This is a genomic window from Hymenobacter sp. HD11105 (assembly GCF_054051685.1).
Map to the genome: position 1 here is coordinate 598,373 of NZ_JBSWBR010000001.1, position 14,771 is coordinate 613,143.

At 54.6% G+C, this 14,771-nt stretch carries 14 protein-coding genes and 1 tRNA gene; 8 read left to right on the forward strand and 7 right to left on the reverse strand.

The window, feature by feature from the left end:
* Positions 1 to 42: 42 nt before the first annotated feature.
* Positions 43 to 612, forward strand: a complete 570-nt coding sequence (locus ACW9KT_RS02730; protein ID WP_457077854.1) for a type 1 glutamine amidotransferase domain-containing protein — start codon at positions 43 to 45, stop codon at positions 610 to 612.
* A 170-nt stretch (positions 613 to 782) separates the two neighbouring features.
* Here ACW9KT_RS02730 and ACW9KT_RS02735 read toward each other — a convergent pair whose 3' ends face one another.
* Positions 783 to 1,313 carry a DUF6992 family protein gene (locus ACW9KT_RS02735; protein WP_457077855.1) on the reverse strand — a complete coding sequence of 177 codons (531 nt, stop codon included), beginning with the start codon at positions 1,311 to 1,313 and terminating at the stop codon, positions 783 to 785.
* 70 nt (positions 1,314 to 1,383) lie between these two features.
* Positions 1,384 to 2,067, reverse strand: a complete 684-nt coding sequence (locus ACW9KT_RS02740) for a porin family protein (RefSeq protein ID WP_457077856.1) — start codon at positions 2,065 to 2,067, stop codon at positions 1,384 to 1,386.
* 185 nt (positions 2,068 to 2,252) lie between these two features.
* Here ACW9KT_RS02740 and ACW9KT_RS02745 point away from each other — a divergent pair.
* Positions 2,253 to 2,327: transfer RNA gene (locus tag ACW9KT_RS02745), tRNA-Val, on the forward strand.
* A gap of 217 nt (positions 2,328 to 2,544) precedes the next feature.
* Positions 2,545 to 3,450, forward strand: a complete 906-nt coding sequence (locus ACW9KT_RS02750; protein WP_457077857.1) for a histone deacetylase family protein — start codon at positions 2,545 to 2,547, stop codon at positions 3,448 to 3,450.
* Here the strand turns inward: ACW9KT_RS02750 and ACW9KT_RS02755 are convergent.
* The 3 genes from ACW9KT_RS02755 to ACW9KT_RS02765 all read right to left on the reverse strand — a co-directional run bounded on the left by ACW9KT_RS02755 (position 3,447) and on the right by ACW9KT_RS02765 (position 6,651).
* The gene (locus tag ACW9KT_RS02755; protein ID WP_457077858.1) at positions 3,447 to 4,145 is read right to left on the reverse strand and encodes a methyltransferase domain-containing protein; all 699 of its coding nucleotides are present in this window, start codon (positions 4,143 to 4,145) and stop codon (positions 3,447 to 3,449) included. The genes ACW9KT_RS02750 and ACW9KT_RS02755 overlap by 4 nt on opposite strands.
* A gap of 94 nt (positions 4,146 to 4,239) precedes the next feature.
* The gene (locus ACW9KT_RS02760) at positions 4,240 to 5,370 is read right to left on the reverse strand and encodes a type III polyketide synthase (RefSeq protein ID WP_457077859.1); all 1,131 of its coding nucleotides are present in this window, start codon (positions 5,368 to 5,370) and stop codon (positions 4,240 to 4,242) included.
* Positions 5,371 to 5,541: 171 nt separating this feature from the next.
* Positions 5,542 to 6,651, reverse strand: a complete 1,110-nt coding sequence (locus ACW9KT_RS02765; RefSeq protein WP_457077860.1) for an NAD(P)/FAD-dependent oxidoreductase — start codon at positions 6,649 to 6,651, stop codon at positions 5,542 to 5,544.
* A 169-nt stretch (positions 6,652 to 6,820) separates the two neighbouring features.
* Here ACW9KT_RS02765 and ACW9KT_RS02770 point away from each other — a divergent pair, with 169 nt between their 5' ends.
* Positions 6,821 to 7,198 (forward strand): T9SS type A sorting domain-containing protein, encoded by a 378-nt coding sequence (locus tag ACW9KT_RS02770; RefSeq protein WP_457077861.1) that lies wholly within the window; start codon positions 6,821 to 6,823, stop codon positions 7,196 to 7,198.
* 428 nt (positions 7,199 to 7,626) lie between these two features.
* Here ACW9KT_RS02770 and ACW9KT_RS02775 read toward each other — a convergent pair whose 3' ends face one another.
* Positions 7,627 to 8,691 carry a flavin-containing monooxygenase gene (locus tag ACW9KT_RS02775; RefSeq protein WP_457077862.1) on the reverse strand — a complete coding sequence of 355 codons (1,065 nt, stop codon included), beginning with the start codon at positions 8,689 to 8,691 and terminating at the stop codon, positions 7,627 to 7,629.
* 294 nt (positions 8,692 to 8,985) lie between these two features.
* Between ACW9KT_RS02775 and ACW9KT_RS02780 the strand changes: the two genes are divergently transcribed.
* From ACW9KT_RS02780 to ACW9KT_RS02790, 3 genes are all read left to right on the forward strand, one after another.
* Positions 8,986 to 9,864: a DNA/RNA non-specific endonuclease gene (locus ACW9KT_RS02780; RefSeq protein WP_457077863.1), complete on the forward strand. Its 879-nt coding sequence runs from the start codon at positions 8,986 to 8,988 to the stop codon at positions 9,862 to 9,864.
* A gap of 201 nt (positions 9,865 to 10,065) precedes the next feature.
* The gene (locus ACW9KT_RS02785; RefSeq protein ID WP_457077864.1) at positions 10,066 to 10,917 is read left to right on the forward strand and encodes a DNA/RNA non-specific endonuclease; all 852 of its coding nucleotides are present in this window, start codon (positions 10,066 to 10,068) and stop codon (positions 10,915 to 10,917) included.
* 382 nt (positions 10,918 to 11,299) lie between these two features.
* Positions 11,300 to 13,003, forward strand: a complete 1,704-nt coding sequence (locus ACW9KT_RS02790) for a lysophospholipid acyltransferase family protein (protein WP_457077865.1) — start codon at positions 11,300 to 11,302, stop codon at positions 13,001 to 13,003.
* Positions 13,004 to 13,074: 71 nt separating this feature from the next.
* On the opposite strand, the gene ACW9KT_RS02795 is transcribed toward ACW9KT_RS02790, so the two are convergent.
* The gene (locus ACW9KT_RS02795) at positions 13,075 to 13,659 is read right to left on the reverse strand and encodes a DUF4468 domain-containing protein (RefSeq protein WP_457077866.1); all 585 of its coding nucleotides are present in this window, start codon (positions 13,657 to 13,659) and stop codon (positions 13,075 to 13,077) included.
* Positions 13,660 to 14,383: 724 nt separating this feature from the next.
* Here ACW9KT_RS02795 and ACW9KT_RS02800 point away from each other — a divergent pair.
* Positions 14,384 to 14,761 (forward strand): hypothetical protein, encoded by a 378-nt coding sequence (locus ACW9KT_RS02800; RefSeq protein WP_457077867.1) that lies wholly within the window; start codon positions 14,384 to 14,386, stop codon positions 14,759 to 14,761.
* The last annotated feature ends 10 nt before the right edge of the window (positions 14,762 to 14,771 follow it).

The following is a 14,771-nucleotide window of genomic DNA, read 5'->3' on the forward strand; positions in this document are numbered from 1 at the left end:
GTTTTTTGTTTGTGTATTGTTTAATCTAAAAAGCTAGTAACCATGTCATTATTTGAAAGCGATAAACTAAAAGGAAAGAAAATAGCCATCGTCGCCACCGACGGATTTGAGCAGTCGGAGCTAGAGGAGCCGAAGAAATATTTGGAGAATGAAGGTGCCGAAACCCACGTTATTTCCCTCAAAAGTGGCTCAATTAAAGGCTGGGACAAAGACGACTGGGGCGATAAAGTAAGCGTCGACAAGCTCATCGGCGACGCCCGCGTAGATGATTATGATGCCCTGGTGCTGCCTGGGGGGCAAATTAACCCCGATAAGCTGCGTGTAGAAAAGGAAGTAGTTGACTTCGTGACCGAGTTTATGCACTCGGGTAAAGTAGTGGCCGCCATCTGCCACGGTCCTTGGGTGCTGGTAGAAACCGGCTTGCTGCGCGGCAAAAAAGTAACCAGCTACCCCAGCATCAAAACTGATCTAAAGAACGCCGGCGCCCTCTGGGAAGACAACGAAGTGGTAGTCGATAAAGGTCTCATCACCAGCCGCAACCCCGATGATATTCCAGCTTTCAACAAGAAGATTGTAGAGGAAATCCTGGAAGGTGTGCACGCCATGCGCTAACCGGCCGTAAGTTGATAATCAATAAAAAGCCCCCCGGATACCGTCTGGGGGGCTTTTTTGTGTTTCGCCAAAACCATGTAGAGACGCGTATTCGCGTTTCATCGTTATTGAGTTGTTTAGTTAAACGACGCAGGTTCAATCGTTTAATGACGAGACACAATTATGTGCCTCTACCCAAGGAGCGCTAGTAGCTCGGCTGCAAACTGGTGATAGATAAAGTAGAAGCCTACATCAAAGACGAATAAAAAAGCCCCCTGCAGCCACAAGGAGCGCCCGAAACCGAGCAGCCGCTCCGGCCGACGGTCAGTAGTAGCGGCGCGGGCGCGGAGCCAGCTGCCCGTAGCAATATAAGCTACATCGAGGCCAGCATTGAAGAGCAGGATCTTCTCGAAGTTAAACTGGGCCGTGAGGCTATCAGCCAAGGTCATGCCGGCCACTTGGTTGGGGTGGGCGCTGAGCAGGCCGAACACCGCGAGTCCGACGTTCACCAAGTTCCAGGCTACGTTCATCTGATGAAAGTAATGCAGCTCAGTGCGTTTGTCGGTGCGGGGTGCGTAGTAGCCGCTCACGATTATATTCAACAGCGCCCAAGCACCCAGTACGCCCATGCCGCGCTCGGCCAGCAGCTCCCGGCTCCGGTTGAGCAGAGACAGCGCGTCGGTAAGGTCGGGGAGGGCGAGCAGGAGCGTGGTAAGCAGCATAAAGAGATGGGCAGCACAAAAAAAGGAAGCCGCAGCGGGCTTCCTTTTTGGAAAGAGAAAAGCAGGTGATTTAGTTAGAAATGCCGATGCCCAAGTACACCTGAAACACGCCGTTTTTCACGTTGTCGAAGGCATCGGCGCTGGCATCTTTGGGGTCGTTGTAGATGTCGGCTAGGCCAAGATCATAGCGGGCGCCGAGGCGGGCCGGACCTACGCGAGCTTCCACGCCACCTACCACGCCGTACTCCAAGCTATTAAGGTTAGAGCCAGAAATGGTGCGCTCCTGACCCGCGTATTTAGCATTGACGAGCAGCGACACCTGCGGCCCAGCATGAATGCTGATGTTGTCTACAATGTTGTATACCAGCAAAACAGGTACTTGTAAGTAATCGAGACGAGTTTGCTCCTTGGTAGTGGCGGGCTGCCCAGTGCTTAGGTTTAGCGCCTGAGCATCAAAGCCTTTGCGCGTAAACAGAAACTCGGGCTGAACGGAAAACTTATTGTTGAAAGCAAACTGAGCATATACCCCAGCGTGGTAAGATTTGAGGCTTTCCAGGCTTTGGTAGGCATCTTTGTCTTGGCCGCGTAAGTCGGCTAGGTTGAAGCCGGCCTTGATACCGAAGCCATTGTTGCGTGAGTCGCTGCTGCCAAAGCCATAATCAGCAGAGGAACGAACTCCGGCGGGGCCGGCCTCTTGGGCAGAAGCAGAAAGCGCCGCGGCGCAGAAGGTTAGAAGGAGAAGTAGTTTTTTCATAAAACAAGTCGAATAAATCGAGAAAAAGGGCCTTTACAGATAGCAGAAAAGCCCCACGCTAAGTCGGTATACATAAGGTTACGCGCCAAGACAGCAGAGGTTAAAAAATTTTGTTGCTCCGCCGAGTAGCAACAATACCTCAGGAGTGTATATTTGGCCCTTTCCGGCCGCCGCCAGTTGGCTTTGGGGTATTAGCTCAGTTGGTTCAGAGCACTACCTCGACAAGGTAGGGGTCACTGGTTCGAGCCCAGTATGCCCCACTTAAAGCCGAGCCCCGCTACGTGTAGCGGGGCTTTTTTCATGTCTTTTTAGTTTGCAAAACTCGAGGCGGTCATGCAGAGCGCCGCGAAGCATCTCGCGGGCTGACGTTGGACTACTATTGCAACGAAGCGAGCGAGATACTTCGCGGCGCTCTACATGACAGACAATTAAACCCGTTAGATCTTCGCGCTGTTGCTCTTTTTCTAAACCTACTACATGCTTTCTATTGCCTGGGCGCCGCTGTACGCTCATCCGTTGCCCGCTGACCACCGCTTTCCTATGCTCAAGTACGAGCTGCTGCCCGAGCAACTCCTGCGCGAAGGCACCATCGCGGAAGCCAATCTTTTTGCCCCCCAGGCTCCCTCAGCGGCTGATATTTTGCGCACGCATACCCCCGATTATTACCGCCGCCTGCGCTCGGGCCAACTTACGCGGCAGGAGGAGCGCGCTACTGGCTTTCCGTGGTCGGAGCAGCTGATAGAGCGTGAAGTCACAATTTTGGGCGGCACCATTGAGTGTGCCCGTCGAGCCTTGCATCATGGTGCGGCGGCCAACATAGCTGGTGGTACTCACCACGCGTTTGCTGAGCGGGGCGAGGGGTTTTGTTTGCTCAACGACCAAGCGGCGGCCGCGCATTACCTGCTGGCTAATGAACCAGCTGTGCAAAAAGTCCTGATTGTAGACCTTGATGTGCATCAGGGCAATGGTACGGCAGCCATTTTTCAGCACGAGCCGCAGGTATTCACGTTCAGTATGCACGGGGCCCGTAACTACCCGCATCGCAAGGAGCAATCGGACCTCGACCTGCCCCTAGCCGACCACACCGACGATGCCACCTACCTCAAGCTACTCGCCGATACGCTGCCGCGCCTACTGGATGAGGTGCAGCCCAACTTTGTATTTTATCTGGCGGGCGTTGATGTCTTGGCTACCGACAAGCTCGGCCACTTAGCCCTCACCCGCGAAGGCTGTCGGCAGCGCGACCAGCTGGTGCTTCAGCTCTGCCACCGCCACCAGCTGCCAGTGGTGGTATGCATGGGGGGCGGCTACTCCGAGCGCATCGCCGACATTGTGGAAGCCCACGCTAACACGTTTCGGGTGTTGCAGGAGGTGTTTTTCTAGAATACAACTTGCCAGCGAAAGGCCCAGCGCCAACTTAGCTCGTATTTATCAATGCTGGCTAGCTGCAGGATGCGCTGCCAATCGGCTTTGGTAAAGGCTCGTGCCACCGAAAGCGGCGCATCATTTTGCACCAAGTAGGAGCCCCGAAACAGGCGCGTCAGCCACTTGATGCTGTAATACGCCACCGGGTGCCGGTGCAAGTCGTTGATAATGACGGCCACGCCCGCCTGCTGGTGCAGCTGCCGCAACAAGCTAACTAGCTCAGCATCGGTGAAGTGGTGGCAAAATAAGCTGCACGTAATCACGTCGAAATGCTGGGCGCGAAACTCCGCCGCAAAAATATCCAGCTGCTGAAAGCTGATTTCGGGGTAGTCACGGCTTTTTTCCGCCGCATAGCTCAGCATAAACGGGTTAGCATCAATGCCAATGAGCTCCGTGGATAAATGGCGCCGCCGGGCCCAACGGGCAATGTGACGCAGGGTGTCGCCGCCGCCGCTGCCGAGGTCGGCCAGGCGAAGCGGGCGACTGGGGGGCATTTTGGCGCGTAGTCGGGCCAGCGCATCCGTTATTACCCGGTAGCCACCCAAGCGAGTATTAATAATTTCTAGCTCATCCAGATTCTGCCGCAACGCGTCGTTCGCCAGGGTCAAGTCGTCCATGAGCTCCGGTTCGGTAGCACGCTGACTGAATTTCATGCGTCTGGGGGGCTTTTTTATGGCTGTTAACTAAAGTGTAATCAGCCTTTCCTGCTTCAAAAAGCGAACTTCATAGTTAAGACTGGCAAGCCGCTTAATTCAGTACTTCAGTGTTTCCAAAAGCTACTTTCAGCAGCATAGCTTCTAGCGTAAGCCCTGGCCCGAAGGCGAAGCTGAGCACGGGTGCCGCCGCGTCAGTGGGCGTCAGCGACTGTAGGAGCTTGTGCAGTACGAAGAGCACCGTGGCCGATGACATATTGCCGTAGTCACGCAGCACCTCATAAGCGAAGCGGTTATCGTGAGTAGTAAGGCCCAGTTCCTGCTCAATGGTTTCCAGAATCTTGCGCCCGCCAGGGTGAATGGCAAAGTGCTCAATATCGGGGAGCTGAACAGGAAGATTTTCCAGCAAGCCATCAGTCAGCTCACGAATGCCTTTCTGAATAAGGCGGGGCACGTACGACGACAATGTCATCTCGAAACCAAAGTCGTTGATGTGCCATGCCATATCGGTATGACCGTTGGGCTCAATGCCGCAGTGAAACGCCGTCAGTGCTAGGCTAGCGCCCTGCGCCGCGGGTACGGCCCGCACCAGCGCTGCCGCCGACCCATCGCCAAACAGCGCGTTGGATACCAAGTGGTCTTCCTCGTGGTTTTTCTGGAAGTGAATCGTGCACAGCTCCGTACTTACAATGAGCACGTTAGCGCCCGCATCGGCCCGGCAAAAGGCGTCGGCTAGCTTGAGGGCGTTGAAGGCCGCGTAGCAGCCCATAAAGTTTACGCAGGTGCGTTGCACATTGGCTCGCAAGCCCAGTTTCTGCACCAGCTCCAGATCTAGGCCCGGGGCGTACATACCGGTGCAGCTTACCGTAATCAGATGGGTAATGCTGGCTAGTGTCACCTCGGGCACCTGCCGCAAGCAATCCTGTACCGCCTGCACCGACAGCGGCAGCGCACACTCCCGGTACACAGCCATGCGCTGTCCCACCGACGGAAATGGCTCTAAGTCAGGTGTATTTGGAAAAAAATCGAAGTTTCCATTCGAGCGGCCATAGTCAGCTAGCACAGAGTAGCGTTGGCCAATACCCGTTACGCGGTATAGGGCGCGTAGCTTGCGCGTCTCCTGGTCGCCGAGCTGTAGGGCCTCGGCCATAAAGGTGGCAATTTGGGGCTGCGGAATAACATGGGTAGGGTTGGCCGTGCCGATGGCACACAGGTAGCTGCTCATTAAACGAAGTATACGCAAATAACTGCCGCGTTGCCGATGCAAATTTTGGCAGGTCTAAAAACAAGTGCGAAAGCCGTATAGTCCTTGCACAAACGGGGTGGAATCTAGCTTCACAGGTTTGCTTACGCCTTTCTGTTCCTTTAACAAATGCGGTAAGCAAATGGCCCTCGCTCAAAATACTTCTCCGTGAGTACGGCGCATGAGGGCGCGCACCGCCCCGGGCCAATAGCTTAGACTACCCACGGCGGCCTCGCTTAAAAACGGCCGGCCAAACAAACCCTGCACTGCCCGACCAAGCCGCAAACGTCCCCCAAAGTGGGTTTGCCAGTCGCGCTGGTAGCGGACCTCCAGGGCCGAGCGCGTCGTACGGCCCGTGAGGAAATCGTGAATGTGGGTGCTGGCTATCTGGGCGCCGTGAATGGCCATAGCCATGCCGTTGCCGCATAGGGGCGTAATTAGGCCCGCTGCGTCGCCGCACATTAGGATGTGATTTTCGACGCAGTTTTTGGGAGCAAAGGAAATCTCGTTGATAACCTCTGGCTGGGGGTAAAGAAATTCCGCCTCGCGCAAAATGCTCCCCAACCGCGGATTTCGGGCCAGTACGTGCTCCTCCATGGCCGCAATAGTACCGTGGGTTTTCAGGTTTTGGCGCGTGGTAAGGTAACAGAAGCAGTGCTTGTCGTCTTCAATGGCCGAGATGCCCGCGTAGCCATTGGCGAAGTTGTGCAGGGCAATCAAGTTGCGGGGGAAGTCGAGGCGCAGGTGATACTTCACGCCCAGATACGGCGAGCGTTGGCTGAAAAACGGCCTTTGCAGTTGGCGGTCGAGGTTGGCGCGTTTGCCGTAGGCTCCTAGCACAACGCGGGCCTGCAACGTGCGCCCGTCGGCTAGCATTACTTGGTGCTGGTCGGCGGCAAACGTGACGTCGGTCACGGTGGCGCCCTGCTGAAACTCAACGCCCCGCGCTTCGGCCTGCTGATACAGGAAATAATCCAAAGTATAGCGGCTCACGCCAAAGCCACCCAGGTCGAGCGGGACTGTAAGCGTGCGGCCCGCGGGCGAGCTGAGCAAAAACTGCGTGATAGCGGCCGGCACCAGCGGTGCCGGATCTACACCAAGCCGGCGCAGGTAGGGCAGCACTTCATTGGACACATACTCCCCACACACCTTATGAAACGGGTAGCGCTTACGCTCCACCACGGTCACGCGGTGACCTCGGCCAACCAAGTCGAGGGCCGCCGTGAGGCCACCTAATCCGCCGCCGATAATGATAACATCCAAATTTTTTTTACAGTTAAACAAGTGAAAAACAGCGAGGAAAGACGTGATTATAGGAGATAAGTTATATTTTATGTATCTTATTGGGATTCGGGTGCTACCTTTGTAAACCAAATTGAGCGACTGACGTTAAGAAATTTAGCCGACGCGCCCAACGCCTTACGGTCTGAATATGATGAAAACTCTACGTTTATTATTAGTTGTAAGTGCCTTGGTGCTAGGCCCGCTGTGCAGCAGCATGCCCGCCGCCGTGGCCCAACCTGCTGTTGCTAGCACTACTAGCCGCTCGGTTGCCGATGAGAAAAAGCTGCTAGTGTACCCCAACCCGAGCAGTGGGATTGTTCATATTGACATCAACGGTTTCGAAGGTCGCAAAACCGAGCTGCGCATTCTCAACGTTATCGGTTCAGTAATTTACCGCGAATCGCTGACCGAACTGAACGACCGCTACACCAAAACGCTCGACCTGAGCAAATTTGCCAGCGGCCTATATTACGTGAAGCTTGAAACCGACAATGCAAGCGAAATGCGTAAGCTAGTAATCCGATGAAGCCCTAGCTACTTTAGCTATTAGAAAAGCAGCCCCGCCACCGTGGGGCTGCTTTTTTATGGGGTTAGATCAAAAAAATAGTCCCTGCGCAAGCGCAGGGACTATTTTTAGAAAGCGTAAACCAATCCGGAATTAGCGGTTTGGTACGCGGATCGGCTCAGGTTTCAACATCTCTTTGATGTTGTCAAAAGTATTGAGGGCAATGAGTGCCGTGGCCAGCATCAGCCCTATGAACAGAAGGAATGACATACGAGTGGGAGTTAGGATAAGATCAAACCCGGCAGCAACATATCAACAAGACATGACCGGTTAGTAAATGTACTCTCTTGAACCCCGGAATGCCTTATCTGGTTTCAGCATAATTATGTGCTTTTTGCCCTTTTATAGGTAAAAACCAAGCTGTTTTGCTCACTTCGACAGGCTCGAAGCTATATATGAGGCTTTAGCAGATGCTCCACTACGTATTGCGCATCAGGGCCGGCGCCACCCATCAGGGCCGAGCCACGACTATTCAGCCAAGGCAAACCCAGGAAAGCCAAGCCTGGAGCCGCTGTTAGGCCCCGGTGGTGGCGGGGAAACCCGTCGGAGTCGAAAATGGGGGCTTCAATCCACTTAAAGTCAGGTCCGTAGCCTGTGGCCCAAACCACGGCTTCCAGCGGCGGCGTGCTGAGCTTACGGCTCCGTAAAATGCCCCCCGGCTCCGTGCCCAGCGCTCGGCCAATGAAGCGTGCATTCGGAAAAGTGCGCAGTCGAGCCAAGTCGCCGCTCACGACGGGTTCGGGCTGCCGAATCATGTGGCCACCTATCAGGGAGTGGCGCGAGGCTCGGAGCAACCTAGTTACGGTCAGGAAGGCCCACATGAAGGTATTGTTCGGCATGGCTGGGGTGCGCTCATCGAAAGCCACGTATACAGGTCGGCCGGTGGTGGCTAGGTCAGCGGCAATCTGCAGGGCCGAGTTGCCGCTCCCGACTACGGCCACTGGCCCCGTACCCGCTACTTGAGTTGGCTGATGATAGTCGCGGCTGTGAAGCTGCACGACGCTTGTCGGAAGCTGGGGGGCAAATTCGGGTAGGCGGGGCGCGTTGTAAGCTCCCGTGCATACTACTATCCGCTGCGCCTGGTAGTTCTGGCCCGCGGCGGTCTGGATGGCGTAGCCATCGGGTGCAGGTGCTACGCGCGTCACGCGCTGGGAGAGATGAATCGGAAACTGGAAGTGGGCAGCGTAGGCTTGCAGGTAAGCAGCGGCTTCATCCTTGGTAGGGTAGCGCAGTTGGGCGCCCGGCCACTTGTAGCCCGGCAGGCTGCTGGCCCAGGCCGGCGAGAACAAACGCAACGCTTCAAACCGCGACGCCCACACGTCACCTACGGCCGGCCGCTCGTCCAAAATCACGAACGATATGCCCCGACGCTGCAGGTAATACGCAGCTGCCAAGCCGGTTTGTCCGGCCCCAATAATTAGCGTGTTGGTGGTGAAGATATCGGGCGAAGTCATAGAGTAGCTGGTGCGAAGGACTGCAAGGTAACCTAGTCAGCTTTAGGGCAAACACCGGATCAGTTATGCGTGTAGTTCAGTCTAAATATGAGATGCCAACCTTAACAGACAGTTCAGTTTATTGACACAACGCTGCCCTAATAATCTTCCTAGGATGAGTTTTACGATTGATTATTAACGATTTGTATTCATTCTGGAAGATGGTAATCTAGACGTAACACCCGTGTGGATTTGTCTAACCACCTTTAGGATACCATCTGCGCCGTTGCAGTGGACTACTCCACCCACTCCTTTATGAAACAAATTTTTCACCGTTTGTTGAGCTTTGGGCTGCTGAGCGCAATGCTTGTTTCCTGCGCTAAAGACGAAGCAGTTGCACCCGCGCCCATTGCCCGGCCCCAAACCCATGATGCCACCCGCGACAATCACTTGGCTATGGGTAACCCCAGCGGCGCGGTGGCCGATTCCTACTATTACTGGAATTACTTGATGCAGAAGCCTCAGTTCGCCATGTCGTATCACCGCGACCGGGGCACGCCTAACTGGGTAAGCTGGCACCTGAGCAAGGCTTGGCTGGGAAGTGCTGCCCGGCAAGACGACTTCCGCGCTGATGCTGCCTTGCCCTCCGGTTGGTTTCGGGCCGACGCCACTAGCTACTCAGGCTCAGGTTTTGACCGGGGCCACAACTGCCCCTCGGCCGACCGCACCAGCTCGGTGACCGACAACTCGGCTACCTTCCTGATGACCAACATGATACCCCAAGCCCCGAACAACAACCAGCGTACGTGGGCCGGCTTGGAAAACTATTGCCGCACCCTAGTCAATGCTGGCAATGAGCTGTATGTGATTATGGGTAGCTACGGTAAAGGCGGCACGGGCTCCAATGGTACGCTGAGCACCCTAGCGGGGGGCAAAATCACGGTGCCCAACCGCGTCTGGAAGGTGATTGTGGTGTTGCCGGAGGGCAGCAGTGACGCCAGCCGCGTCACGACGGGCACCCGCGTTATTGCCATCAACACGCCCAACACGAACACGCTCGATTCTAACTGGGGCACTTACCGCACCTCCGTAGACGCCATCGAGCAAGCTACTGGTTACGATTTGCTGTCGGCGGTATCCTCGTCGGTGCAGAGTGTAGTAGAAGCCCGTGTGGACAACGGTCCCACCAACTAAGAACTCAGGCTACCAAGTAAACTTCTGAAAAAGCCTTCCAACTTGTTTGGGGGGCTTTTTCGTTGAGTTGTAGGCAGTAGCCAAAGCACTAGGGCCAGAAAAAGCCCCCCAGAACTCACTGGTATATTTGTCTTTGCACCTTTGTGGAGCAATCCGTGTCCTTGGGTTGTTTCTTTTAGTCCCATCTGCCTTTTCTGTTCGATGAAGCGTACCCTCTACCAATTGCTCAGCATCAGTCTGCTGAGTGTGCTGACCTTTTCCTGCGGCAAAGAATCGGCGAAACCTGCCGACCAAATTCGTGATGACAACTTGGCCATGGGCAACCCCAGCGGCGCGGTGGCCGATGTCAGTTCTCCCTCCAATTACCTAATAGTCAAAGAGCAGTATGCGCTATCGTATCACCGCGACCGGGGTACACCCAACTGGGTAAGCTGGCACCTAAACAAAGGCTGGTTAGGCGATGCGCCGCGTCAGGACAACTTCACCTCCGACAATACGCTGCCTGCGGGCTGGTTTCGCGCTACTAGCGCCAGCTACTCAGGCTCAGGTTTTGACCGGGGCCACAACTGCCCCTCGGCCGACCGCACCAGCTCGGTGACCGACAACTCGGCTACCTTCCTGATGACGAACATGATACCCCAAGCCCCAAACAACAATCAGCGCACCTGGGCCGGGCTGGAGAACTACTGTCGCACGCTAGTAAACGCCGGCAATGAACTCTACATTATTTGTGGCAGCTACGGCCGAGGTGGAACGGGCTCGGATGGCCCCTTGAATACGCTATCGGGTGGTGACATAACGGTGCCCAACCGTTTGTGGAAAGTCGTGGTGGTGCTGCCTGCCGGCAACAACGACGTGAGCCGCGTGGCAAATGACACTCGGGTTATTGCCATCAACACGCCCAATAACAACTCCGTTGATCCAAACTGGGCCACCTACCGCACCTCCGTAGACGCCATCGAGCAGGCCACGGGTTACGACCTGTTGTCGGCCGTGCCGACGGCGGTACAGGCCGTGATTGAAGCTCGCGTAGACAACGGGCCCACCAATTAAAAAATCTTTTAAATCGTCTACTTTATCCTGCTGTATAGCTAGCCAGCGAACGTTAAGTTTATATTAAAAATTGATTAATTTAATCATGGAATTTTTATATTAAAACAAAGGCACTACTTTTGCACTGAGTGATATGAGTGAATATGAGAGGGAATGGAAAGCCGCGCTGCAACGCGGCTTTCTGCTTTTCTAGCTCAACCGCAATGCGCTAATACGCAGAAAGTAACGGTTTAGTAACAACGGCATAATCTGGGGCTAATCTACATTTCGGAAGTTTGGCTGACTGGGTAAGTAGCGTGCTAATGCAATGCGAAAGTACCCGGTGCTATGCTAGCCGATGGGTTTACTATTCGATACTAATTTCTTATTCTCTGGTACCTCTTTGGGTCCATCTCGGTACTTGCTGCGGCCCCTACTACATCAGTTTGCGCACATCCGGGAGTTCCAAGAGTTTTATGAGCAAAGCAGTCACCTACAGGGCCCTGCTTTTGTGGCTGAACTGCTGCGCCAACTCCAGATTACGATAAGCTTCGATCCAACCGAACTGCGACGCTTGCCCGCTAAGGGGGCATTTATTGCCGTTGCTAATCATCCCAGCGGCCTGCTCGATGGGCTAGTGCTGCTGCACCTGCTCGGGCAGCACCGCCCCGAACTGCGGGTGGTAGCCAATGAGCTGCTGGCTCCACTGTTACCCCACATCGACGATCAGCTTGTGTTGGTAAATGCCAACCGGACAACCGGGGGGCAAAATGCGCCTGGGCTGCGCCAGATGCTGCGCTACCTGCACAATGATGTGCCCTTGGCTTTGTTTCCGGCCGGCGAAGTGGCCCACCGCACTGCGCCGTTTCGCCCCAGCCTCGACCCTGATTGGCATCCGACGGCCGGTAAGCTGCTGGCTGCGGCGCGGGTACCGGTGGTGCCAGTATGGCTTAGTGGCCATAATAGTGCGCTTTTTAGTTGGTTGGGCTTGGTGCAACCGTGGCTACGTACCATGCGCTTGCCAGCTGAGCTGCTCAATAAGCGCGGCCAAACTATTCGGGTGCGTATTGGACAACCCATTGGCCCTCAGGAGTTAGCTTACTTGCCCGCCGATCATCGCCTGCCCTGCCTGCGGGCTCGGGTGTATGCCTTAGGTTCACCCGCCGAAGCACCTACCGTTACTTGGCCGCGCCTGCCGCCCCAAGCCATTGTAGCCGAAACCGCCGCCGACCTGATTGAAGCCGACTTAGCAGCTTTGCGTCCCGCTCGCCGCCTATTGGTGCATGGGCCTTGGGAAGTGTACGTGGCGCGCAAATCGGAGCTGCCCCACGTGCTGCCTGAAATCGGACGACTGCGTGAGTTGACGTTTCGGCGGGTAGGGGAGGGCACCCACCAGCCCACCGATTTGGATGCCTACGACGAGTATTATCGCCACTTGTTTCTCTACCATCGGAACGACCGGCGCCTGGTCGGTGCGTACCGGGTGGGGAAGGGGCGTGCTATTCTGCGCCAGCACGGTAAGCGCGGCTTCTACCTGCACTCGCTATTCCGGATGCAAAAGCCGCTGCTGCCGTTGCTGCGGGAGTCTCTAGAACTAGGCCGCTCCTTTATTCGGGAAGAATACCAGCGTCAGCCACTACCACTAGCTTTGCTTTGGAAAGGAATTGCCGAATACGTGGCCAATCATCCCGAGTACCGATATCTCATTGGTCCCGTGAGTATTAGCAATACGTACTCAGCCGCTTCTAAGGCGGCTATGGTCGACTACCTTACCCAGCACTTTATGGCTGCGGAACATGCCCAATGGGTGCGCCCACGCAAAGCCTACCGCTACCGTCCGCTCGATGCTGGTGAGGCGCCGGCTGCTCTGCAAGCTGGCCTGGCCAGCCTCCAAGATTTACAAAACTTGATTGCTCATTTGGAGCCCGGTGGTATGGGCGTGCCAGTGCTGCTTCGGCAGTATTTAAAACAAAACGCTCGGCTCTTAGGCTTCAATATTGACCCCAAGTTTGCCAATGCTCTCGACGGCTTTCTGCTGCTTGAGGCCCGCGATTTACCGCTGCGCACCCTCCGCCTCCTCGACCGCGCTACTTCTGGCGGGAGCTAGAAGTAGATGCAAAAAAGCCCCCCAGAAACTATCTGGGGGGCTTTTTTGCATTGTGATAGGGCTGCACCTGCTTACCACCCATCATTATCGTTTGTTGGCAAGCCTATTTGGCCGTCCTCCACTACGGGCTGGCTATTCATGTACGAGCGAAAAGCAGAAGCTACATCGCTGGCTACGGCGGTAGCCTGGGCGGTTACACGGCGGTCGTTGCGTGTGCGGGCGTTGGTGCGTTCCTGGCTAAGCTGCTGAATATATTCATCTAGCGCAACCGTTACAGCCGGCTGCTTCGGATCGGGTACCACCCGAAACGTACCTACCGTGTACGTATAGCCTTGCTCAGTAACGCTAAAAATAAAGTCGAAGCGGAGGGGTCGCTCTTGCTCCGCACCCGAGGCCGTAGCCGCTGCCATCTTGATCTTGCTGGTACCCGTGAGGCGAATTTGGTGAGCTTCTTTTTGAGCCTTTAAATCAGCTTTGGGGGTGTAGGAAAATGGACCCTCTACCCATGACAATGCTTGTTGGTACAGGGCAGTTGGGTGGCTATTCTCTACGGTTACCCTCTCGCTGTACTCTATTGGAGCTGGGGTTTGAGCTTGGGAAACAGAGGCAATAAAAGAAAGGATGACTAGTAAAGCAGTAGTAATAATTTTTTTCATAGCGACAGAACAATGGTGAAAACAAGCAATTCAGGATTCGGTCCGCAAAGATACGTTTCCAAATCCTTGGACATTACCGTGAGTATTAGGAATATGTTATGATATAACTACCACGCTGTGGAGGTTGCCGATTGGATGAAGAGCAGTTCAGCTTCCAAACACCAGCCCAACTTTTTATTTCCTATACTATTAAAGTATAGGGGCAAATATATGACAAATTTGAAAATTGTATTATTTCTGTAAATGACCATTGGTCTTACTCGCATATTTTTTAAAAAGTGGGAGTAAAGAGCTGAAGGTAGCGGGTTAGATTGAGGAGTGAGAGAAAAAACTGTTGTCTTATAAGGGTCTATTATTCAGTTAGTTGGATAATTATGATACAGGCACATAAGTCTACTCTTTTGTTAAGGCTTTTGACGAGTAAGTAACATTGCAGTAACATAAAATTAATTTGGCTTTTCTTGGAGGTGTGAAAACTATTGGTACTTTTGCGTCGTGCCTCACCCAAAAACCAACATCTAATGAAGCGCAGAACGCCCCATAGCGCCGTTCTGCGAGAGGACCGGAAGGTCTTTTCTCCCATTGACTTTTCTGTTTTTCCTGTTTTTACCCCGTTTGCCGCTCCGGTTTCCGCAGCGGTTTTTTTGTGTCCGGATCAATGGGCGGGCAGCGTAGAAACTGTGCGCTCAACTCTCTACTCATAAACTTCAATCTTCACGTCAACATGCAAGACAACATCGCCCTGGCCCCTCAAGCCGCGGCCTTCGCTGCCACCCGCAACGTGAATCTGAGCACCAATCCAAAGCGCATCGCCATCATCAAAGTATGGGATGCCATGTTCCGCGGTGCTCGTAAGTACGTGGAGTCGGAAGGGTTCATGGCCATCCACAACATGCTCCATCCTGTGGGGGTAGCCGGGGCCTGTGAGAAGATCGACACGCTGTCGGACTTCGACTGGTACCTCGACTTCCACAAAGAGCACGACGTGAAGCTGCACTCCGGTGCTGGCGTAGGTATGGCCCGCGTAGCCCAGTTTATCCTCGGCCAGAAGGACATCCGCGCCTGCGTTCCTTTCCTGATCAACCGCGACAACGTAATCTAAGTGACTGACC

Bases quoted from the DNA above. Each gene is read 5' to 3' on its own strand.
- ACW9KT_RS02730 (WP_457077854.1), top strand. From the start codon at position 43: ATGTCATTATTTGAAAGCGATAAACTAAAAGGAAAGAAAATAGCCATC.
- ACW9KT_RS02735 (WP_457077855.1), bottom strand. From the start codon at position 1,313: ATGCTGCTTACCACGCTCCTGCTCGCCCTCCCCGACCTTACCGACGCG.
- ACW9KT_RS02740 (WP_457077856.1), bottom strand. From the start codon at position 2,067: ATGAAAAAACTACTTCTCCTTCTAACCTTCTGCGCCGCGGCGCTTTCT.
- ACW9KT_RS02750 (WP_457077857.1), top strand. From the start codon at position 2,545: ATGCTTTCTATTGCCTGGGCGCCGCTGTACGCTCATCCGTTGCCCGCT.
- ACW9KT_RS02755 (WP_457077858.1), bottom strand. From the start codon at position 4,145: ATGAAATTCAGTCAGCGTGCTACCGAACCGGAGCTCATGGACGACTTG.
- ACW9KT_RS02760 (WP_457077859.1), bottom strand. From the start codon at position 5,370: ATGAGCAGCTACCTGTGTGCCATCGGCACGGCCAACCCTACCCATGTT.
- ACW9KT_RS02770 (WP_457077861.1), top strand. From the start codon at position 6,821: ATGATGAAAACTCTACGTTTATTATTAGTTGTAAGTGCCTTGGTGCTA.
- ACW9KT_RS02775 (WP_457077862.1), bottom strand. From the start codon at position 8,691: ATGACTTCGCCCGATATCTTCACCACCAACACGCTAATTATTGGGGCC.
- ACW9KT_RS02780 (WP_457077863.1), top strand. From the start codon at position 8,986: ATGAAACAAATTTTTCACCGTTTGTTGAGCTTTGGGCTGCTGAGCGCA.
- ACW9KT_RS02785 (WP_457077864.1), top strand. From the start codon at position 10,066: ATGAAGCGTACCCTCTACCAATTGCTCAGCATCAGTCTGCTGAGTGTG.
- ACW9KT_RS02795 (WP_457077866.1), bottom strand. From the start codon at position 13,659: ATGAAAAAAATTATTACTACTGCTTTACTAGTCATCCTTTCTTTTATT.
- ACW9KT_RS02800 (WP_457077867.1), top strand. From the start codon at position 14,384: ATGCAAGACAACATCGCCCTGGCCCCTCAAGCCGCGGCCTTCGCTGCC.